Raw genomic sequence first — 19,252 nt, forward strand, 5'->3', positions numbered from 1 at the left:
GAATGGCCGTAGAAATGGCCTTGCATTTCATGCTGATCATTCACCCCGGGGGGGCTTCGAAGTCGTTATGAAAGTTCTCGTCCTGTCCAGTCTCGCCTACTCGCTCACCAATTTCCGGGGGGCGTTGCTGCGTGAACTGAAGGCCAATGGGCACCATGTCGTCGCCGTCGCCCCCGATGGCAACGCGGCGGTGGAAGCGGATCTCGCCAACTGGGGCGTGGCATTCCGGATCGTGCCGATGGACCGTACCGGCACCAGTATCCTAGGGGATATCGGGCTGCTGGCGGCCTATACGCGGCTGATGGTCGCGGAAAAACCGGACCTCGTGCTGGCCTATACCCAGAAGCCGATCATCTACGGCGGCATCGCCGCGCGGCTGATGTGCGTGCCGCGCTTCTTCGCGATGATGTCAGGCCTGGGCTATGTGTTCAGCGAGGCGAGCGCGCATCGCCGCCTGCTGCGCCGCTCCGTCGCGCGCCTTTATAGAGAGGCGGTGCGCCGTTCGCGCGGCGTCTTCGTGTTCAATTCGGACGATCGGCAGGACATGATCGACCTTGGCATCGTCAGCGATCGCCAGAACGTGGTGCGCGTGCCGGGATCGGGCGTCGATCTTGAGCGCTTCACCGCTGCGCCCCTGCCGCGCGGGCGGATGCGCTTCCTGCTGGTCGGGCGCCTGATGCGCGACAAGGGGATACAGGAATTCCTGGAGGCGGCGGCGGTGATCCGGCGCGATCATCCCGATGTCGAATTCTGCATCCTTGGTCACTACGAACATGCCAACCCTACCGGGATAGACGAAGTGGAATGCGCGCGGCTTTCGCGCCAGTATCCGGTGCAGTTCATCCCGGGCACGACTGACGTGCGGCCCTATCTTGCCAGTTGTTCGGTCTTCGTGCTGCCGTCCTACTATCGCGAAGGGCTGCCGCGCACGATCCTTGAAGCGATGGCGACCGGCCGCGCGGTCATCACCACCGACATGCCGGGCTGCCGCGATCCGATCATCGAGGGGGAGAACGGCTTCCTTGTCGCCCCGCGCGATGCCGATGCCCTGCGCACGGCGATGCAGCGCTTCATCGACGACCCCGAACTGGTGGCCAGCATGGGCGCACGGTCCCGCGATCTGGCCGAAAAGGTCTATGACGTGCGCAAGGTCAACCACCAGCTTCTGGACGAGATGGACCTGCTGCGCGATCCGTGGAACCGCCACGATGCGATAGATGGCTCCCCGGCATCGGCGGACCTCGCGCCGGCGGGCTCGGCAGCGTCCGGCGCCATTCCCAGGGATGGGAAGACCGGTCCTTCGCAAGTCGCCACAGGCTGACGCGGTCATGGCCAACGATCCCTTGCGGGCCGTCGTCGTCGGCGCGGTGGGCAGCACCGCTGTGCTGATGGAGGAACTGGCCGCCGCGGCGGGCTGGTGCGTTCCCCTGGCGGTCACTTTGCCGGAAGAACTGTTCAAGCGGCATTCGGACCTGGTGGACATCCGGCCGCACGCTACTCAGGCCGGGGCCAAGCTGGCGACGGTGGCGCGCACCAACGATCCCGAAACGCTGCTGCTGGTCCGCGCGGCGCGGCCGGACTACGTGTTCGTGGTCGGGTGGTCGCAGCTTTGCGGGCAGGATTTTCTGGCGATCGGCGCGAAGGGATCGATCGGCTATCATCCGGCGCCGCTGCCGCGACTACGCGGGCGCGCGGCGATCCCCTGGACGATCCTGCTGGATGAACCGATTTCGGCATCCAGCCTGTTCTGGATCGGTGCGGGCACAGACGATGGCGACATTCTGGCCCAGCAATACTTCCACGTGGCGCGCGACGAGACGGCGCAGGGCCTTTACGACAAGCACATGGATGCACTGCGCACCATGCTGCGCGGCGTCCTGCCCCGACTGGCTGCGGGGGAGCAGCCACGCACGCCGCAGGATGAGCGCTATGCCACCTGGGCGACCCGGCGCACGCCGGCGGACGGGGCGATAGACTGGCGCCGATCGGCTGCCAGCATCGATCGTCTGGTGCGTGCGGTGGGGCGGCCCTATCCAGGGGCCTTCACCCGTTCGGGCGATCGCCGGATCACCGTCTGGGCCACGCGGCCGGTCCAGGGTGCGGAACAGCATCATGCGATGCCCGGCCAGATCGTCGCCCGCCATGGGCAAGTGTTGACGGTGCAGACGGGGCGGGGCCTGCTCGACCTTGTCGAGTGGGAGATCGAAGGCCGACATCCGCCGCTCCACGCGATCCTGGAGGGTTAGCGATGGCGGGGCGCCCCGGTACGGGACTGCGGCATTACGGCAAGGTATTGGTGATCGCACCGCATCCGGACGACGAAGTGCTGGGCTGCGGCGGCACCATGGCACGGATGGCGGACGAAGGGCTGGACGTGCAGGTGGCAGTGGTCACCAGCGGCCGGCCGCCCCAGTTCAGCGAGGAATCCGTGCTGCAGGTGCAGGCCGAAATGCGGCGGGCGCACGCGCATCTGGGCGTCAGCCAGGTGCATATGCTGGGCCTGCCGGCGGCGGCGCTCGATACGATGGCGGCGGCGGACCTCAATGCCGCCGTGGGGCAACTGGTTCGCGAGGTGCGGCCCGATACGCTGTTCCTGCCGTTCCTGGGCGATATCCACGCGGATCATCAACTGGCGTTCCTGGCCGCGATGGTGGCCGCGCGCCCGCGTGACCGGCGGGTGCCCTCGCGCATATTGTGTTACGAAACGCTGTCTGAAACCAATTGGTACGCGGCGCCGATGACGCCGGCCTTCGTGCCGAACGTCCATATCGACATTGCCGCAACCCTGACGCGCAAGCTGGAAGCTTTCGGCATGTTCGAAAGCCAGGTGAAGGCATTTCCGGACGAACGCTCGCTGACGACGATCGAGGCGCTGGCACGCCTGCGCGGATCCAGCGTATTCGCCGAAGCGGCGGAAGCCTTCGTGTTGGTCAGGGCGATCGAGCGCTGACCTTGCAGGTATCTGTTCGCAGGGTCTGACATGCCGGATACCGGGGAGGTGCCGGTGCTCCCGAACAAAATCGTATTACTCAATTCATGACTTAAAAACGCGCGCCAATACTTCGGCGCGACGACGAGTGGCGCCCGCATTGAGGCACGATTTCCCGCTTTCCGGATCACCGCCTGGCATGCTGCATCGCGCTTCAATTTGCTGCGCCGCGGCAAAAGTTCAGCCAAGTTAACTGAAAGGTCAGCCGGGGTTTTGCCCGCGGGATGACCCGGCCGGCCTCCGACGATGTCCGGCCACGCCCTAAAGATGGCGAAGGCAAGAGCCGATGTCGCCATTTTGGGTGCAATGACGCTCCGCTAAGATCGAGCATCCTCCTAATGGTGAAATGCCGCCTTAACGCGCGCTTTCGGCAGCGAATTATTTCGCTCCGATCACTCGGGAGGCGGGGGTGGCGGCTCTGCCGGTCGCACAGGAAGTCCGAGTCGCCGCCCGAATTCCCTCATTTAGGATGATATGGAGTAGGCCTCTCGAGGCCCAAAAGCCGGAATTTGGGTCAAATCTAACCCGGTCGGGTTGTGTGCGCAATTGCACAAATGACCATATCTAACTGATTTTAAAAGATAATATCGCGATTCTACCTATTTCGGGGTAGAGGAGTCCGGAAATCTGCGGTTTCTCTAAGGTTACTGCCAGTGAAAATGTTGAAACCAGTAACTAAACCGCTGGATATGCGCGGATTTTATGTTGTGTGCCAATTCGGCATCGCTGTTTTCTCCATAATCGAGGGCTCTCGACTTGAACTCCTGGATATGTTCTAAGGGACTGCACCTAATGCTGTGGGGTATGAAGGGGCATAGGAGGGGGGCACCAGATCCGTCTGGTCATCCACCGAATGTCTAATTTGTCTTCTTTTCGGCCATGCCGGGCGATTTTGCCCGCCTGCGTCCACCCTCCTGCAATAGTGTTGGCGATTTTTAATCGCCTCAATCAAAAAGCATACCTTGGGTCGTCCGTATTTCCAGGATTCAGGAGAGAAAGACGATGGCGCAGTTTGATGAAGTATGTGTCTCCATTGTGGGATTCAATTCGCTGGTTCGTGAGGGAATCTGCAAGATCCTCGACAAGTGCGAGTTTCGTTGCAGCCGCTTCTACCGGGATTGTGACGAGCTGCTGGCGGAAAATGCCGGCGCAAACCTGGGCCTGACCATTTTCGACATGGGGCATTGCGACGATCTGTTGAGTTGCCTGTCCACGTTGAAGGATCGTCACGCCTACATGCGGGCCGTATTGCTGGCCGATGAGTTCGAATTCGGCGAAATGGTCGATGCCTTCCAGTTCGGCGCTCACGCCTATCTGCTGAAGGAAATCGGCGCCGAACCGCTGATTGAATCGCTGCGACTGGTCAATCAGGGCGAGAAGGTTCTGCCCAGCGCGCTGCTGCAGCACCTGCCGCAGAAGCAGGCCATCGCCGAAGGACAGGCGGATGTGCAGGTCCAGCTCAGCGAACTGCTTTCCGATCGGGAGATCGACACGCTGCGCTGCCTGGTGATGGGCTATCCCAACAAGGTGATCGCCTATCGTCTGGACATCAGCGAGGCGACCGTGAAGGTCCACGTCAAGGCCATCCTGCGCAAGCTGATGGTGCAGAACCGCACGCAAGCGGCGATCTGGGCGGTCAACCAGGGCCTCGTCACCCAGACCGGCGATTTCCGCGAAACCCCGGAATACGTTCCCGCCGCAGAGGAAATCGCGCGGCCGGCAACGCTGGCATACGCTCGCTGATAGAAGCCCCTGTTTGGGGCGCTAAACAGGGGTCTCCATCGTGGGGCTTATCGGCGCGGCAGGTCCATCCTGTCGCGCCGATGCGTTTTAGGGGTGGCGTCCGGGGCCGCCCTGACGCCCAGAGCGTTTTCCAATCAGGTGGAGTCACCTGATGACTCGGAAAACGCGGCAAACCAAAATCCTAGAGCGTTTTCTAATCAGGTGGAGCCACCTGATGACTCGGAAAACGCGGCAAACCAAAATCCTAGAGCAGTTGATCCGATGCAATCGGATCGGAAACTGCTCTAGCGCGGGGCGCGGACCACGCAGCGAAAGCCGATGTGGCTGGTGGCCGTGTCGATCATCTCGGGATGGCGCGCGGCCGGGCGATAGCGCTGGCAGTAGTTCGCGGCGCAAAGGTGCGATCCGCCTTTCAGCACCTTGCGGCCGATGCGCACGTCGGGCTGGGCTGGATCGAAGCTGTCCTTAAGCTTGCCGCCACGCGGATTGCTGATAGCGCAGCACGATCCGCCGGACTTCTTCGCTTCCGGTTTGTCCGCCCACCAATCGCGCGTCCATTCCCAGGTATTGCCGATCATGTCGTAGAGGCCGTAGCCGTTCGCTGGGAAGCTGCGCACGGGCGAAGTGCGTTCCCAACCGTCCAGGCACTGGTTGGCGAAGGGAAACAGGCCCTGCCAGTAGTTGGCAAGCATCTGTCCCTCGGGCGCGAGTTCGTCACCCCAGGCATATTCCACGCCCTCAAGCCCGCCGCGCGCGGCGAATTCCCACTCGGCCTCGGTCGGCAGGTCCTTGCCTGCCCACTTGGCGTAGGCTTCGGCATCGGCGTGGCTGACTTGCACGACCGGATGGTCCCAAAGCTCCAGCGCGTCGAGGTCGCTGTCGGGGCCATAGGGATGGCGCCATGAGGTGCCGAAATCGAAACGCCACCAGTTGCCGGGGTTGGAGGTGTCTACCGGTGTCGCGCTCTTGTGGAACACCAGCGATCCGGGCTGCGCCATCTCCGGCGGCATGCCGGGATAGTCCTTGGGATCGGGCGCGATCTCCGCGACGGTGACGTAGCCGGTTTCTTCCACGAAGCGGGCGAACTGGCGGTTGGTGACCGTCGTTTCGTCGATCCAGAAAGCATCGACCGAGACGCGGCGCAGCGGCGTTTCCTCCGGGTAGAAACGCTCCGATCCCATGGTGAAAGTGCCGCCGGGCACGTGGATCATGCCGATCAGACTGTCGCTGTGTTCACTCACGGTCTCGGTCATGACGGTCCCTTCCTCAGATCCCGTAATGCTTAGGGCCGCAGCGAACCTACGCCAAATGCGTATTTTCTTTGCGGCCCTAAACGAAGGATGAGGTCAGGTCGGGGCGCCGACGAATTAACCCAGCGCCACTTCCTTCTCGGCATAGAGGCGCTCCAGTTCGGCGCGGCTCTTCTTTTCGGCGGCGGTCTTCAACTGGCCGCAAGCCGCATCGATGTCGCGTCCGCGCGGGGTGCGCACCGGGGCGGAGATACCACCCTTGAACACGATGTCCGAGAACGAGCGGATCCGCTCCGGTGTCGAGCATTCGTACTGCGCGCCGGGCCAGGGGTTGAACGGGATCAGGTTGACCTTGGCGGGCAGGTTGAACTGCTTCAGCAGGCGCACCAGTTCGCGTGCATCGTCGTCGCTGTCGTTCTTGTCCTTCAGCATCACGTATTCGAAGGTGATGCGGCGCGCGTTCGAAGCGCCCGGATAGTCGGCACAGGCCTGGAGCAGTTCCTCGATCCCGTACTTCTTGTTGATCGGCACGATCTCGTCACGCACGTCCTTGGTCACCGCGTGGAGCGAGACGGCCAGGTTCACGCCGATCTCCTCGCCGCAGCGGGCCATCTGCGGGATCACGCCCGAGGTGGAGAGGGTGATGCGGCGCTTCGAAAGGGCCAGGCCCTCTCCGTCCATCACCAGCTTCAGCGCATCGCGCACAGCGTCGAAATTGTAGAGCGGCTCACCCATGCCCATCATCACGATGTTGGTGAGCAGGCGGCCGTCGGCGGAGTAGTCGCCCCCGTCGTCATCGGCTTCGGCCGCTTCGGCGCCGTCCACGCCGCTGGAGAAGGCGAAGTCCATGCGGCCCTTGGGCCATTCGCCCAGCGCATCGCGCGCCAGCATGACCTGCCCGACGATCTCACCCACCGTCAGGTTGCGGACCAAGCGCATCGTGCCGGTGTGGCAGAACCGGCAGTTGAGCGTGCAGCCGACTTGCGAGGATACGCAGAGCGTGCCGCGATCGGCGTCCGGGATGAACACCATCTCGAAATCGTGCGCGTCGGCCGTGCGCAGCAGCCACTTGCGGGTGCCGTCGCTGGAGTGCTGGGCCTCCACGATTTCCGGGCGACCGATCACGAAGCGTTCGGCCAGCCAGGGGCGCATGGTCTTGGCGATATCGGTCATCGCCTCGAACTCGGTGACGCCGCGGTGGTAGAGCCAGTGGTAGACCTGCTTGGCGCGCAGCTTGGCGGCCTTGGCGTCTAGCCCGGCACCTTCGAACAGTTCGGCAATGCGCTTCTTGGGCAGGCCGATAAGGTCCGTGCGGCCGTCCTCACGCGGGGTCACGCCTTCGACGATGCCGGGGCGCGGCACCGGAACGGGATCGATGTGCCCGGGGATCGGCATCGGGCCGGCCCCGGCAGAGCTGGAAATGGTGTCTGTCATGATTGGCGCGCCATATAGTGCATTCGGGGCAAAAGCGGAAGATGGCTGCATCATGATCCGCGCGACGCAGGCGTACGCCCGCCTGCGCGAACACACGCAAACCTTGACGGGTTCCTCCGGCCCGACGCGCCAAGCGCTCCAGCTATCGCAACAGTGTTGCTGAAAAACATCAATAATTTCGTTATGTTAGGTTCAGGGAAACCGAGCGTTTGCGACAGGCATTTGACCAGTCCCGGCAGGCGAGACCTGCTCAAGAAACTAGGACTGGATCGAACACATGAAGAAGGCTCTTTTCTGCCTCGGTACCGGCGTCGCACTGATTTCCGCCCCCGCTTTCGCGCAGGATTCGGCTCCTGTGCAGCCGTTCGACAGCTTCCACGTCGAAGCCCTTGCCGGGTACGACGTGACGAAGGCGGGCAGCAGCGTGGACGACGATTCCAATATCGACAACGACCAGTCGATCGACGGTTTCGCCTTCGGCGTGGGCGCGGGCTACGATTTCCGCATCAACAACTTCGTCGTCGGCCCGGAAGCGGAAGTGACCTGGTCCACCGCTAAGACCAAGTTCAACGATGGCGACTTCGAAGGCTTCGGCATCGGCAACGTCAAGACCAACCGTGACCTCTATGTCGGCGCACGTGTCGGTTACGTGGTCGCGCCCAGCACGATGGTCTACGTGAAGGGCGGCTACACCAACGCCAAGTTCGACGTGCGCAACGCGGTGGGCACGGTCGATACCAAGACCGACCTCGATGCGGACGGCTGGCGCATCGGTGCCGGCGTGGAGCAGGCGATCAGCAACAACGCCTTCGTGAAGCTGGAATACCGCTATTCGAACTACGAGAAGGGCGAACTGGACTATCGCGACGATATTCCGGACGGCCAGCGCTTCGACCTCGACCTCGATCGCCATCAGGTGATGGCCGGCGTGGGCGTGCGGTTCTGATAAACATCTAATGCGGGGAAGGGCAGGGGCCACGAGGCCTTAGTCCTCCCCGATACGGGGAGGTGGCAGCGCGAAGCGCTGACGGAGGGGATTCGCGGCCTAACGCGGTGGTCGCGCCTTGGAGAAACTCTCCTCCACCACCCTTCGGGCGGTCCCCCTCCCCATGCCGGGGAGGACTTGTTACTGAACCTTGGCGCAGCCGATCAGCGCGGCATCCATGGCAGACGCTGCGCCCGCCAACGGCCATGCATTGACGAAGCGGTTGCCCCTGAGGTCGGTGGCAGTCACCGTCATCCGCGGGGCGGAGCGCATGGCCGCGACGATGGCGCTATTGTCGCCCTCATTGCGCGCCCAGGCATCCCCGCCACCGCCGGTCAATTGCCAGCGCTGGCCGCCCACGTTGAGCGTGATCGTCGACTGCGGCGCGATCCGGCGCGAGAGGCGGAAATGAAGCTGCCCCCGCGCACCTCGGCGCGGCCAGGAGCCCACCGCCGCAAAGGGCTGATACTCACGTGCGGACTGGTTGGGCTCGGCCATGGCGATGGCATAGCAGCGCGGCACAACCGGATCGCGAAACGCGCCCCAGGTGGCGTAAATCCCCAGACTCTCGCGGGCGAGCGCAGGCACGGTGCCGGCCACGCCGATAGCGAGCAGGGCGAAAAGACTGAGCGTGCGACCGGACATGCGTTTCATCGAGGCGCGCTCATGGCATGGTTTCGCGTCGATGCGAAGGCGTCAGTGAAGGTGCTGCGACAGGGCGGTAATGCCCTTTTCCAGTCCCGAGCCAAACGCGCCGGTCCGGAAGGCCGGGATCATGTCCTCATCCATGATCCTCTTGCAAAGCGAGTCCGGCAGGGCGCGTTCCAGCCCGTAGCCGACTTCGATGCGGGCCTTGTGGTCGTTCGGCGCCAGCAGGATGAGCACTCCGTCATCGATCCCTTTGCGGCCGATCCCCCAACGTCTGCCAAGCGCAAGCGAGTAGGCCGAAATTTCCTTGCCGCCGAGCGATGAGGTGGTGGCCACAACCATTTGGTGGCCTGTCTCCTTTTCCAGTCGAAGGAGGCTGGTGAAAAGCCGTTTTTCTTCCTCTTCCGAAAGCACGCCGGCAGCGTCGTTGACATAGCCCTGAAGGCGCAGCGCCTCGCCTGCCGGTTGCGTTGCCGATGCCGCAAAAGCGGTCGCATCGGCCAGCGGCGATGCAGTCGACTGCTGCTTGCAACTCAGCGAAAGAAGAAGCGCGCAGCAAAGCGCGACCGGTGCAAGACGAACCCCCATAGGGGCGTTCTGGCCGCGCGCTCTCCCGCCCGTCAAGCGCCTCAGGCTATTTCGCGCAGGACTTCGCCGATCTTCTTGCCGTCTTCGAAATAGCCGAGGCCGTAGTCGCCCTTGATCGTGGTGCGCAGGGTGCGGCGTTCGTAGCGCGCGTCGCAGCCTTCTACCGCGTGGAGCATCCGGTGGTTGTCCCAGATCACCATGTCGGTGGGCTTCCAGTCATGCCAATAGGCGCTGGTGCCGGTTCCAAGGCGGTTGATCGCCTGCGCAGCCTCATCCAGCAGGGCGTCGCCGTCGGCATCTTCGTGATGCTCCAGCGCGACGGCCATCCATGGGCCGAAGTGCAGCACTTTCTCACCGGTCCGCCGCTTCCACACCGCCGGGTGCATCGCGCGCGGAAAACGTGCGGCCTCGGCCAGCAGTTGCGGGGTGGAACTGTGCTCGGTCAGCGGCGTGAAATCCACGCCGTACTTCATCGTCGAGAGGCGGGTGTCGAGCGTGTAGACGACATTGTGCCCCTCCAGCCGACGGCGCAGGCTTTCGGGAAACTGGCGATAGAGTTCCACGCCGTCCATGAACCCGGTGCGGCCGCCTTCGGGCGCATTGACTGGTGCGCGCAGCACGCCTGCGTAGTTCAACTCGTCGTTGTAGCAGTGGTCGAAATGCCAGGGAGAAAAGCGCGCAAGGATCTGGCCGCCGATTTCCACCAGCCCTTCGCCGCGCGCTACTTCGTCGCTGGGCTTGTAGTGCATGTCGATCACGCCTTCGGCATCGTCGCCGGTTTCTTCGTCGCGCTTGGTGGTCTTGGTGGGGTGGTCCTTCAGCGGGCCGAACACGCGGCTGAGCGCCACCTGCATCTTCGAGGTGGGCTCCATGTCGGCGAAGACGATGACGCCGCGCGCAACAAAGAGGTCGCGCAATTGCTGGCGGACCGACTCGTCCTGCAGCGTCTCGAACGTCACGCCCGTGACGCGCGCGCCGAAATTCAGATCTTCGCGAAGATTTTCAATGCCGATGCCAGCCATGTCCTGCTCCTCTCTGGCCGCGCCGATGCGTGTCGGTGCGATCCTAAGCTTGCTGAGCATGGTGCCATGGCGCCGCCGGTGCGGCCAAGCGGAATCTAGGTGGAAAATGGAACCCTTGCCGCCTCAGGCAGTCGGGTAGGCGATCTCCATCACTTCCCATTCCTTCTCGCCGGAGGGTAGGCGCACCATGCGAAGGTCGCCCACGGCCGCACCGCGCAGGGCCCGGGTCATGGGCGCGCTCCAGCCGATCAGGCCTTTCGAAGCGTCCTGCTCGTCATCGCCGACGATGGTGACGGTCTTGTGGTTGTCGTCCTCGTCAGCGATCGTGACGGTGGCGCCGAAGAAGACCTTGGCGCGATCGGTTTGCTCGCGCGGGTCGACCACGCGCAGCGCCTTCATGCGGCGGGCGAGGAAGGCCAGTTCCCGGTCGATCTCGCGCATGCGCTTGCGGCCATAGAGATAGTCGCCGTTTTCCGAACGGTCGCCATTGCCCGCTGCCCACGAGACGATTTCGACGATTTCCGGCCGCTCCTTGCCGAGCAGATGGTCATAGCGGGCGCGCAATTTCGCCATGCCGGCGGGCGTGATCGGGGGACCTGCGGGTTTCATCGGCTGAGCCTTATCCGGCGTCGCGGGTGGGGCCAAGGGGAGAGGCCGAGGAGGAGGGGCTTCTCCACGGCTTGCATCGGGTTAATTAGTCCGACAAAAGAGCGCAAACCATTCGGGATCGAGGATATCATGGACATCTCACGCCGCTCCGCGCTGATCGCTGCCGCCGCCACGCCGTTCGCCGGCCTTGCCGCGCGCGCCGTTGCAGCGGAAGGCGTCGGCACATTGCCGACTGTGCCTGGCGCCACGCTGGCGCCGCGTCCGCCGATGGGCTGGAACTCGTGGAACAGCTTCGCGGGCACGATTACCGAGGCGCAGGCGCTGGAAACCGCCGCGATCATGCGCGATCGGCTGCTGCCCTTCGGCTACGACGTCTTCACCGTCGACATCCAGTGGTACGAGCCGGAAGCGAACAGCTATACCTACAACGCCCATCCGGTCCCAGCGCTGGACGCGAACGGACGGCTGGTCCCGGCGCCGAACCGGTTCCCTTCGTCCAAGGGCGGCAAGGGTTTCGCGCCACTCGCCGCCAAGGTCCATGCGATGGGCATGAAGTTCGGTATCCACGTCATGCGTGGCATCGCGCGGCTGGCGGTCGAGAAGAATCTGCCGATCCTGGGCACGTCCTACCGCGCGCAGGACATTGCCGACACGTCCAGCATCTGCCCGTGGAATCCCGACATGTACGGCGTCGACATGAGCAAGCCCGGCGCGCAGGAATACTATGACAGCATCTTCCGCCTCTATGCCTCGTGGGGCGTGGATTTCGTGAAGATGGACGACATGAGCCGCCCCTACGACGCCCACGCGCCGGAGATCGAGGCGGCTGCCAAGGCGATCGCCCGTTGCGGCCGTCCGATCGTGCTTAGCCTCTCCCCCGGCGAAACCCCGGTGCCGCGCGGGAGCGAGGTACGCAAGCATGCGCAGATGTGGCGCATTTCGGACGATTTCTGGGACGAATGGCCGCAACTCTTCGCGCAGTTCACGCGGCTGGAGAACTGGTCTCCCTTCGCGGGGCCGGGTTCCTGGCCCGATGCGGACATGCTGCCGCTGGGCCGCATTGCCCTTGGCGAGCGCAGCAGCCGCTTCACGCCCGACGAGCAGCAGACGCTGATGACGCTGTGGTCCATCGCCCGCTCGCCGCTGATCATGGGCGGCGATCTGCGCGGCATCGACGATGCGACCATGGCGCTGCTCACCAATCGGGAGGTTCTGGCGGTGAACCAGCACAGCACCGGCAACCGCCCGCATTTCCTGGCCGACAACACCCGCGTCTGGTCGGCATGGGCCGAGGGGAGTGAGGATCGCTATCTCGCGCTGTTCAACACCGGCGATGCGCCGCTGGATGTAAGCGTGCCCTTGCGCGAGCTTGGCCTTCAGCGCGCAACCGTGCGTGATCTGTGGAAGGGCGAGGACCTTGGCGTGAGCGAGGGCCGCGTGACCGCCAAGCTGCGCTCGCACGCCTCTGCACTGTATCGCCTCAAGCAGGCCTGATCGACGGCCTTAGGCGTTGCATGGTTGGGTTGGGTTGGGTTGGGTCGGACCAGCCCAGTGACTCCCCGATCTCGTTCGAACATCCCCGTCATCCCCGCGAAGGCGGGGATCCCGCTTGTTCTTGCGGCAGCAGGAAAAAGGAAGCGGGGCCCCCGCCTTCGCGGGGGCGACGAGGTTAGTGGGCTCGGGTGATGCGCTGCTATTCGATGGCAGCGCGTCACCCGCCAACCTCAACCCGGCGTGTTCTTACCCATCAATCGGCTCAACGGCATGTTGCTACGGCTGCCCGCCTTTTCCGGATACATCGCCTGATAGACCACGGCATTCTCCAGCACGCGCTGGATGTAGTTCTTGGTCTCGTAGATCGGAATCTGTTCGATCCAGGTCACCCAGTCCACCGAACCCATGCGCGGATCACCGTTGGCGGCCAGCCACTTGTTCACGTTGCCCGCGCCGGCATTGTAGGCACCGATGGCCAGCGGGTAGGACCCGCCGAAGTAATTGCGCATCCGCGCGAAATAGGCATCGCCCAACTGGATGTTGTAGGTGGGATCGCTGACCAGCCGGCTGTCGTCATAAGATAGACCTAGCTTGCCTGCCTGCTCACGCGCGGTGGTCGGCATCAGCTGCATCAGTCCGCGCGCACCGGCATGGCTCAAGGCGTTCTGAGCGAACTGGCTTTCCTGGCGGGTGAGGGCGTGCACCATGGTCCAGTCCGCACCCGGCGGCGTCGGGATCATCGGATAGGCGATCTGGCCGAAATCGCCGTAGCCATCGGCATGGGCGCTCTGGCCCAGGATCACCGCAAGGTCGCGCCGGCCGATCTCACGCGCCAGGTCGGCGACCAGCACGTGGTCCGCCTCGCTCTGCGCCTGGTCGGAGATTTCCTTGAAGAACTGCACGCCGGTCTTCCAGTCGGCATCGCGGGCAACGTCGCGCACGGCCTTGGTGATCGGTTTGGCCATGAAGGCGCTGCGCTCTGCCGAGGTGGGCATCCCGCGCGGCTTGGTGTCCAGATCGGGCAGGGGGCGGCCCAATCGTTCCAGCGCCAGCTGGCCGTAGAAGTATTGCGGATAGGCGGCCGCCATCTCGAAATAGCGGTTCGCGCCGGAGGCATCGCCCGCCTGCGACAGCGCGCGGCCGGCCCAGTAGAAGCCCTTTGACCGCGTGCCCGGCGTCTGCGCGGCGGCGCCATAGCGGTAGAACAGCGGTGCGGCACGGCGCGCATCGCCCAGCGACCACAGCGCCTTGGTGCCGCCCAGCCAGACCAGCGTGGTGTAATCGTCACGCAGGCGGAACGACAGCTTGGAGATGTCGGTGCCCGGCGGGAAGGCATCGTCGATCGAGCTGGCGATCCGCACTGCCGAATCCGAACCGGCGCCGCGCGCCGCGTTCAGCAGTTCGCGCACCCACTTTTCCGGCTCCGGCACCGGTTTCGACAGCGGCGGGCGGTTGGACAGCAGCGCGATCTCGCCCGGCAGATTGCCCGACTTTCGCGCTTGCACCGCGCGGGCATAGATATAGCCGGGGTCCGCATTCATCTGCGGCGTCAGCGTCAGTCCCATGGTGCCCGGCGCGGAGCCTTGCAGCATCGACAGCCGCTCCATGAACAGCGGACGATTGGCCGTGGAAACGAAGGAAATCTGCCGCTCGGCCTGATCGGTGGCGCCTTGCCACAGCAGTTCGTCCATGCGGGCATCGTGGTCGGCCTGGGTGAAGCGCGAGCCGTACATCGACATCAGCCGTGCCTCGTCATCCGGCGCCAGGCTGCCTGCGCGCCAGGCGGCCACGGCCTTCTGCGCGGCGTCGGACCGCTGCAATGTCGATAGCGCCACGGCGTAGCGCCCCGCCGCCTCGCTCGAAAGCGGGGGGAAGCGCGTGAAGAAGGCGACCGTGGAATTGGCATCCGCCGGATAGCGGGTCAGCGCCCTTTCGGCATAGCCGCGCAGGCGGTCTTCCAGCGGATAACCGGGATAGGTCATCAGGAAATTGGAATAAGTGCCGAAATCGAGGGCGTCGCTGGCGGTAAGCTGTCGCCAGCGGTCGATGGACTGGTGCACGCTCATGTCGTGCGATTGCATCTGCTGCGCCTTGGCGATGTCCCATTCCCGGCCGTCCTGCGCCAACGCAGGGGGCGTGGAAAGGAACGTCGAAGCAAGCAGGATGAGGGGGGCGGCACGCTGCATGCTGGACATTTGGGGAAAAGGCTCCTTATCAGGCGCTGAACGTCGGGACCGATCGTCCGATGAATGAACGCCAGCTGAGGTAAAGTCCATGTTCTCGGGGTCTATTCCTGCTCTTGTTACACCATTTCGCGATGGAGCGTTCGATGAACAGGCCTTTCGGCGGCTGGTGGACTGGCAGATTGATTCGGGTTCATCGGCACTCGTACCCTGCGGCACCACGGGTGAAAACTCGACCCTGTCGAATGCCGAACACCACCGTGTGATCGAACTCTGCGTGGAGCAGGCGGCCGGCCGCGTGCCCGTGATTGCCGGCTGCGGCAGCAACGACACGATGAACGCGCTGCTGCACATGAACTTCTCCAAGAAGTGCGGGGCATCGGCCGCGCTGCTGGTGGCGCCCTACTACAACCGCCCCAGCCAGGAGGGCCTGCTGGCCCACTTCAGCTACCTGGCCGAGCATAACGACCTGCCGATCGTGCTCTACAACGTGCCCGGCCGCACGGTGACCGACCTGCTGCCCGAAACCGTGATCGAGCTGGCCCGTCGCTATCCGGATCGTTTCGTCGCCATCAAGGACGCCAGCGGCGACCTTTCGCGCGTGACCGACCACCGCATGGGCATCGGCAAGAACTTCTGCCAGCTTTCAGGCGACGACGAACTGGCCCTGCCGTTCAACGCGGCGGGAGGCGTGGGCTGCATCTCGGTAACCGCGAACGTCGCGCCGAAGCTTTGCGCCGAGTTTCAGGCCGCCTGTGCGGCGAACGACCTTGAGGAAGCACGCCGCCTCAACGACCTGCTCTACCCGCTGCACTACGCCATGTTCGAAGACAGCTCGCCCGGCCCGTGCAAGTATGCGCTGGCGCAAGTCCACGACTGGATCGAGAACGAACTGCGCCTGCCGCTGGTCCCCTGCGGCGACAAGGCCCGCAAGGCCGTGGACAACGCGCTGGTGCACGCCGGCCTCGTCTGAGCGGATTGTTCTACGGAATAGGGAAGGGCGTCGGTGCGAGCCGGCGCCCTTTTTGTTTTCGCACACAACGTCGTCACACCAGCGCAAGCTGGGATCGCTGTGCGTGGGGAAGAGATCAGGAAAGATGATCCAGAACTGGGCAGGGCAAGCACTTCGATCGTGCTGGATGACAAGAATGTGGAGCTAGCGCGTATTCGGGCATTCGGCTTCGATCAGCTTGCGGACAGCCGGATCGAGTTCGATATTGTTCCGTAGCGATTGGACGGGGATCGAGCATAGGACGTTGCCGCTGATTACGCCCCCGATTACCCCGTTTTCCGAGAGGTAAGCAGGGTCCGTGCTTCGATAGTGGTCATCCAGGATCAGCAAACTGACTTTTCTGAACTCGCCTGAAGACCTGTCTGCGACGAAAGCATTTGGCATCCAGCGATTGTTTGCAGGGACTGCAACCCCAAGCGGCAGGCCCTGCGGATTATCCCAGAGCCGCTGAAGGTCGGAATTTATCGATTTGTCATGGCTGATCGCCATCGTCATCCGGCAGAACCATCCGATGAATGCCACGAGGCAGAGCGCAATCGCCAGCCATCCGATCCTGATCCGCCCACTGTTCCGAGGCTTTTGTTGAAGCACCATATCAAGCTCGCGATAGTCGGCGCCGACGGGAGGGGGCAATCAGCCATCCGACAAGCAGCATCAGGGTTGCGAGTGTCCAAAGTAGTACATGGGATCTGGCGTTTTCGCCGGGTAGCGGGTGGACGATGTTGTTTGTCCTGGAAGGCAGGCTGTAGCAGTCGAACCATTCGCCACGCCATCTGCTGAGGATGTAAGTGTCCGATGATGGAGGTGCAAAATCGTGCTCAGGTTGCGCGTCCGTACATACAACCGAAACGCCTCCAAAGGAATCTCCGCTCAGCGTGCTTGCCCACTGTTCGATACCCTTTCCGCGCGTCCATCGGTTCAACTCGTCCTTGGTGGGATAGCGCTGATGAGCCGCACGGAATTGCATGACAAAGCCGCCGGCCGCTCGAAAATGGGCGAGATTCGCCTGCATCTGTGCCCGTCCTTTTCCGAGCCTGCTGTAGGATGCCAAACTCCCAAACACCGCAACGAGGGCGATTGTTGCGCAAACCGTCACCGCGCTGAGTCTCAGGGCGTAGGAGAGGCGCAGCATATCCCTCAATCCGCCGGGTTGTACTTCTGCACGAAGCGCATCGTTTCCGAGAGCATGCGCTTGCGCGTCTCCTCACGTGACAGCCAGTGGTCCTCGCTGGCGAGCGTGACCATTTCGTAGGGCTTGCCGGCGTCCTTCAATGCATCGGCCATGGTCGTGCTCTGGCGATAGGCGACGACGGTGTCGTCTTTGCCATGGATCAGCAGCACCGGCGCATCGGCCTTGGCTGCGAAGCGGCCGGGGGGAGATCGCGTCGTAGCCGGACGGCTCGCCCAATTGCGCGCGCAGGTTCTTGCGCAGCATTTGCGAATCGCCGCTTTCCTGAAGGTCGGTATCGTACATCATCCGCACGTCGCCGATCCCCGCCACCGAAACGGCGCAGCGGTAGAGCCCTTGTTGCAGCGTGACGCCTGCCAGTGCGGCATAGCCGCCATAGCTGGCGCCGACGATGCAGGCGCGCTTGGGATCGACCACGCCGCGCTTCACCAGTTCGGCAAGGCCGTCCGAAATGTCGGTCTGCATCTTGCGGCCCCATTGGCCGTCGCCAGCGTGGCGGAACTCATCAGTCCGCCCGGTCGAGCCGCGGAAATTGGGCTGAAATACCGCATACCCGCGTGAGGCGAAGGCCTGGGCCCACCAGTCGAACGTCGGCTTGTCCTCGCTCGCCGGGCCGCCGTGGGGGAAGACGATGACGGGCAGGTTCTTCGCTTCCTTGCCCGGCGGCAGGGTCAGCACACCATCCATCTCAAGCCCATCGGCCGCCTTGTACTTCACCACGGAGATCGGCCCCACCTGTTCGGGCGCGATGTCCGGGCGTTCGGAGCCGATCGGTTCGGCGTGGCGGCCGGCCACGTCCACCAGATACCAGGTGCCGCTGTCGCCGTTGCCGCTGGTGGAAAGTAGCACTTTCTTGAAGTCCGGCGTCCAGTCGATCAGATGCGGGTCGCGGCCGTGAAACGCCTTGAAGATCTTGGTCAACGCCATCTGCTGGGCCGGATCGTACATCACGGTGGATGAGGTGTCGTCACCAAGGCGATAGCCCAGCAGGCGGCCGTTGCTGCGATCGGTGAAGATGCGATCGATCTTGTCTTCGGAAAAAATCTCGCGAGCCTCACCGCCGGCCAGCGGGACCTCGAACCAGCGCGTGATGTTTTCCTTGTCGCGGATCGAATAGAGGACGGTGCTGCCGTCCTTGCCGAAGCAGATCAGGCTGACATGGCCGGTCGGGTCCACACCGCGCGCCAGTTCCGGGCCCTTGGGCGTGGTGATCCTCCAGGAACCCTTGTTCTCGTCGATATCGAGCGTGGCGGCGATCTGGCCCGATCCGTCGATCAGCCAGTCGCGACCGTGATCCTCTGCCGGGGCGAGGGCGGCCACGCGCGGGCGGTTGGTCTTGATGTCTACCGCATAGAGCGTGGTGCGACCATGGACGAACTGCGGATCGCCGCCGGCCGAACTGTCGAGCGCGATGCCGCCGAAGAAGCCCACCGTCCTGCCGCCGATCGTGCGGATGCCGAACTGGTCGGTCGTGGTATTGGCGATGTTCTTGTTCTTGCTGAACACCATGCCCGCCGCGCCGCCGCCGGAGATCGGCAAGATGATCGTGCCGTACAGTTCGTACTTGGCCGCCGTGAAGCCGAACACCGGCACCGTGGCGCTGTTGGTCAGCAGGACGGTATCGTTGTCCGCCCATTTGATCGATCGCACCTTGGCCTTGCCGGAAGATGTGTTGAAGACGACCTTTCCGGTCTCGTCGATCACGGCGACGCGACGATCCCCCTCGATCTGCGAGACGCTGGCGATGTTGCGGCCATCGGGGGAGATTGCCGCATCTTCCACGCGCGGCAGTTCGCCATAGGCATCCAGCGGCGGCGGGCCGGACAGGGCCGGCGCAGTGGCCGGCTGCTCCACCGCGGCAAGGATCGGAGCCGACCAGAACGCCGCCAGCGCTGCAACCGGCAGGATGGCTTGCGCGCAGCGCATACGTGACTTCATCTTCGTAATTTCCCCCTGGAATTCGGCAGCTATTTCCATGCCCATATGAAACGGCAAGGGGTTGGCGCCGCGTCAGCGCGATTAAATACTTGTTATCCTCTGCCTTTTGCCGAGTTTTGAGCGAAGAATGGGCCGTTTTGCAGCGCGATTGGCGTGTTTGCGGCGGCG

General features: G+C 63.7%; 17 protein-coding genes and 1 pseudogene. 7 read left to right on the forward strand and 11 right to left on the reverse strand.

Annotated elements, in window-relative coordinates; genetic code table 11:
• The first annotated feature begins 67 nt into the window (after positions 1-67).
• From WBP07_RS02860 to WBP07_RS02870, 3 genes are read left to right on the forward strand one after another with little or no spacing between them, the layout of a single operon-like run.
• Positions 68-1,321 (forward strand): glycosyltransferase family 4 protein, encoded by a 1,254-nt coding sequence (locus WBP07_RS02860; protein ID WP_395394162.1) that lies wholly within the window; start codon positions 68-70, stop codon positions 1,319-1,321.
• A gap of 7 nt (positions 1,322-1,328) precedes the next feature.
• Complete coding sequence (locus WBP07_RS02865; RefSeq protein WP_395394163.1) at positions 1,329-2,246, forward strand: methionyl-tRNA formyltransferase; 918 nt, start codon at positions 1,329-1,331, stop codon at positions 2,244-2,246.
• A gap of 2 nt (positions 2,247-2,248) precedes the next feature.
• Positions 2,249-2,950: a PIG-L deacetylase family protein gene (locus WBP07_RS02870; protein ID WP_395394165.1), complete on the forward strand. Its 702-nt coding sequence runs from the start codon at positions 2,249-2,251 to the stop codon at positions 2,948-2,950.
• A gap of 987 nt (positions 2,951-3,937) precedes the next feature.
• Here the strand turns inward: WBP07_RS02870 and WBP07_RS02875 are convergent.
• Positions 3,938-4,297 (reverse strand): hypothetical protein, encoded by a 360-nt coding sequence (locus WBP07_RS02875; RefSeq protein WP_395394166.1) that lies wholly within the window; start codon positions 4,295-4,297, stop codon positions 3,938-3,940.
• Here WBP07_RS02875 and WBP07_RS02880 point away from each other — a divergent pair.
• Positions 4,268-4,732 carry a LuxR C-terminal-related transcriptional regulator gene (locus tag WBP07_RS02880; RefSeq protein WP_395394168.1) on the forward strand — a complete coding sequence of 155 codons (465 nt, stop codon included), beginning with the start codon at positions 4,268-4,270 and terminating at the stop codon, positions 4,730-4,732. The two genes, WBP07_RS02875 and WBP07_RS02880, sit on opposite strands and share 30 nt — an antisense overlap.
• 284 nt (positions 4,733-5,016) lie before the next feature.
• Here the strand turns inward: WBP07_RS02880 and WBP07_RS02885 are convergent, their stop codons facing one another.
• Together WBP07_RS02885 and rlmN are read right to left on the reverse strand one after the other, a co-directional pair.
• A complete protein-coding gene (locus WBP07_RS02885; RefSeq protein ID WP_395395708.1) occupies positions 5,017-5,943 on the reverse strand; it encodes a formylglycine-generating enzyme family protein in 927 nt (308 codons plus the stop codon).
• A 156-nt stretch (positions 5,944-6,099) separates the two neighbouring features.
• Complete coding sequence (gene rlmN, locus WBP07_RS02890) at positions 6,100-7,416, reverse strand: 23S rRNA (adenine(2503)-C(2))-methyltransferase RlmN (RefSeq protein ID WP_395394169.1); 1,317 nt, start codon at positions 7,414-7,416, stop codon at positions 6,100-6,102.
• 277 nt (positions 7,417-7,693) lie between these two features.
• Between rlmN and WBP07_RS02895 the strand changes: the two genes are divergently transcribed.
• The gene (locus WBP07_RS02895) at positions 7,694-8,362 is read left to right on the forward strand and encodes an outer membrane protein (protein WP_395394170.1); all 669 of its coding nucleotides are present in this window, start codon (positions 7,694-7,696) and stop codon (positions 8,360-8,362) included.
• 180 nt (positions 8,363-8,542) lie between these two features.
• Here the strand turns inward: WBP07_RS02895 and WBP07_RS02900 are convergent, their stop codons facing one another.
• The 4 genes from WBP07_RS02900 to greB form a co-directional block, all read right to left on the reverse strand.
• Positions 8,543-9,055 (reverse strand): hypothetical protein, encoded by a 513-nt coding sequence (locus WBP07_RS02900; protein WP_395394171.1) that lies wholly within the window; start codon positions 9,053-9,055, stop codon positions 8,543-8,545.
• Between the two features lie 42 nt (positions 9,056-9,097).
• Complete coding sequence (locus WBP07_RS02905) at positions 9,098-9,637, reverse strand: TPM domain-containing protein (protein WP_395394172.1); 540 nt, start codon at positions 9,635-9,637, stop codon at positions 9,098-9,100.
• 41 nt (positions 9,638-9,678) lie between these two features.
• Entirely contained in the window at positions 9,679-10,719 is a 1,041-nt protein-coding gene (locus tag WBP07_RS02910) for a TauD/TfdA dioxygenase family protein (RefSeq protein ID WP_395394173.1), read from the reverse strand.
• Between the two features lie 63 nt (positions 10,720-10,782).
• Entirely contained in the window at positions 10,783-11,268 is a 486-nt protein-coding gene (gene greB / locus WBP07_RS02915; protein ID WP_395394175.1) for a transcription elongation factor GreB, read from the reverse strand.
• 129 nt (positions 11,269-11,397) lie between these two features.
• Between greB and WBP07_RS02920 the strand changes: the two genes are divergently transcribed.
• The gene (locus WBP07_RS02920; RefSeq protein ID WP_395394176.1) at positions 11,398-12,762 is read left to right on the forward strand and encodes a glycoside hydrolase family 27 protein; all 1,365 of its coding nucleotides are present in this window, start codon (positions 11,398-11,400) and stop codon (positions 12,760-12,762) included.
• A gap of 230 nt (positions 12,763-12,992) precedes the next feature.
• Here WBP07_RS02920 and WBP07_RS02925 read toward each other — a convergent pair whose 3' ends face one another.
• Positions 12,993-14,957 carry a lytic transglycosylase domain-containing protein gene (locus tag WBP07_RS02925; RefSeq protein ID WP_395394177.1) on the reverse strand — a complete coding sequence of 655 codons (1,965 nt, stop codon included), beginning with the start codon at positions 14,955-14,957 and terminating at the stop codon, positions 12,993-12,995.
• Positions 14,958-15,036: 79 nt separating this feature from the next.
• Here WBP07_RS02925 and dapA point away from each other — a divergent pair, with 79 nt between their 5' ends.
• The gene (gene dapA / locus WBP07_RS02930; RefSeq protein ID WP_395394178.1) at positions 15,037-15,918 is read left to right on the forward strand and encodes a 4-hydroxy-tetrahydrodipicolinate synthase; all 882 of its coding nucleotides are present in this window, start codon (positions 15,037-15,039) and stop codon (positions 15,916-15,918) included.
• Between the two features lie 183 nt (positions 15,919-16,101).
• Here dapA and WBP07_RS02935 read toward each other — a convergent pair whose 3' ends face one another.
• The 3 genes and pseudogenes from WBP07_RS02935 to WBP07_RS02945 form a co-directional block, all read right to left on the reverse strand.
• Positions 16,102-16,590: a hypothetical protein gene (locus tag WBP07_RS02935; protein ID WP_395394179.1), complete on the reverse strand. Its 489-nt coding sequence runs from the start codon at positions 16,588-16,590 to the stop codon at positions 16,102-16,104.
• A gap of 504 nt (positions 16,591-17,094) precedes the next feature.
• Positions 17,095-17,424 carry an alpha/beta hydrolase family protein gene (locus WBP07_RS02940; RefSeq protein ID WP_395395709.1) on the reverse strand — a complete coding sequence of 110 codons (330 nt, stop codon included), beginning with the start codon at positions 17,422-17,424 and terminating at the stop codon, positions 17,095-17,097.
• Positions 17,321-19,129: pseudogene (locus WBP07_RS02945) on the reverse strand (alpha/beta fold hydrolase); the annotation flags it as partial. The gene WBP07_RS02940 and the pseudogene WBP07_RS02945, both read right to left, overlap by 104 nt.
• Between the last annotated feature and the right edge of the window lie 123 nt (positions 19,130-19,252).

This window comes from Novosphingobium oxfordense, assembly GCF_044029435.1.
In the GTDB taxonomy this organism is placed as follows: Bacteria; Pseudomonadota; Alphaproteobacteria; order Sphingomonadales; family Sphingomonadaceae; genus Novosphingobium.

Coding starts and splice junctions, on each gene's coding strand:
- WBP07_RS02860 (WP_395394162.1), top strand. CDS start 68: ATGAAAGTTCTCGTCCTGTCCAGTCTCGCCTACTCGCTCACCAATTTC.
- WBP07_RS02865 (WP_395394163.1), top strand. CDS start 1,329: ATGGCCAACGATCCCTTGCGGGCCGTCGTCGTCGGCGCGGTGGGCAGC.
- WBP07_RS02870 (WP_395394165.1), top strand. CDS start 2,249: ATGGCGGGGCGCCCCGGTACGGGACTGCGGCATTACGGCAAGGTATTG.
- WBP07_RS02880 (WP_395394168.1), top strand. CDS start 4,268: ATGGTCGATGCCTTCCAGTTCGGCGCTCACGCCTATCTGCTGAAGGAA.
- WBP07_RS02885 (WP_395395708.1), bottom strand. CDS start 5,943: ATGATCCACGTGCCCGGCGGCACTTTCACCATGGGATCGGAGCGTTTC.
- rlmN (WP_395394169.1), bottom strand. CDS start 7,416: ATGACAGACACCATTTCCAGCTCTGCCGGGGCCGGCCCGATGCCGATC.
- WBP07_RS02895 (WP_395394170.1), top strand. CDS start 7,694: ATGAAGAAGGCTCTTTTCTGCCTCGGTACCGGCGTCGCACTGATTTCC.
- WBP07_RS02900 (WP_395394171.1), bottom strand. CDS start 9,055: ATGAAACGCATGTCCGGTCGCACGCTCAGTCTTTTCGCCCTGCTCGCT.
- WBP07_RS02905 (WP_395394172.1), bottom strand. CDS start 9,637: ATGGGGGTTCGTCTTGCACCGGTCGCGCTTTGCTGCGCGCTTCTTCTT.
- WBP07_RS02910 (WP_395394173.1), bottom strand. CDS start 10,719: ATGCTCAGCAAGCTTAGGATCGCACCGACACGCATCGGCGCGGCCAGA.
- greB (WP_395394175.1), bottom strand. CDS start 11,268: ATGAAACCCGCAGGTCCCCCGATCACGCCCGCCGGCATGGCGAAATTG.
- WBP07_RS02920 (WP_395394176.1), top strand. CDS start 11,398: ATGGACATCTCACGCCGCTCCGCGCTGATCGCTGCCGCCGCCACGCCG.
- WBP07_RS02925 (WP_395394177.1), bottom strand. CDS start 14,957: ATGTCCAGCATGCAGCGTGCCGCCCCCCTCATCCTGCTTGCTTCGACG.
- dapA (WP_395394178.1), top strand. CDS start 15,037: ATGTTCTCGGGGTCTATTCCTGCTCTTGTTACACCATTTCGCGATGGA.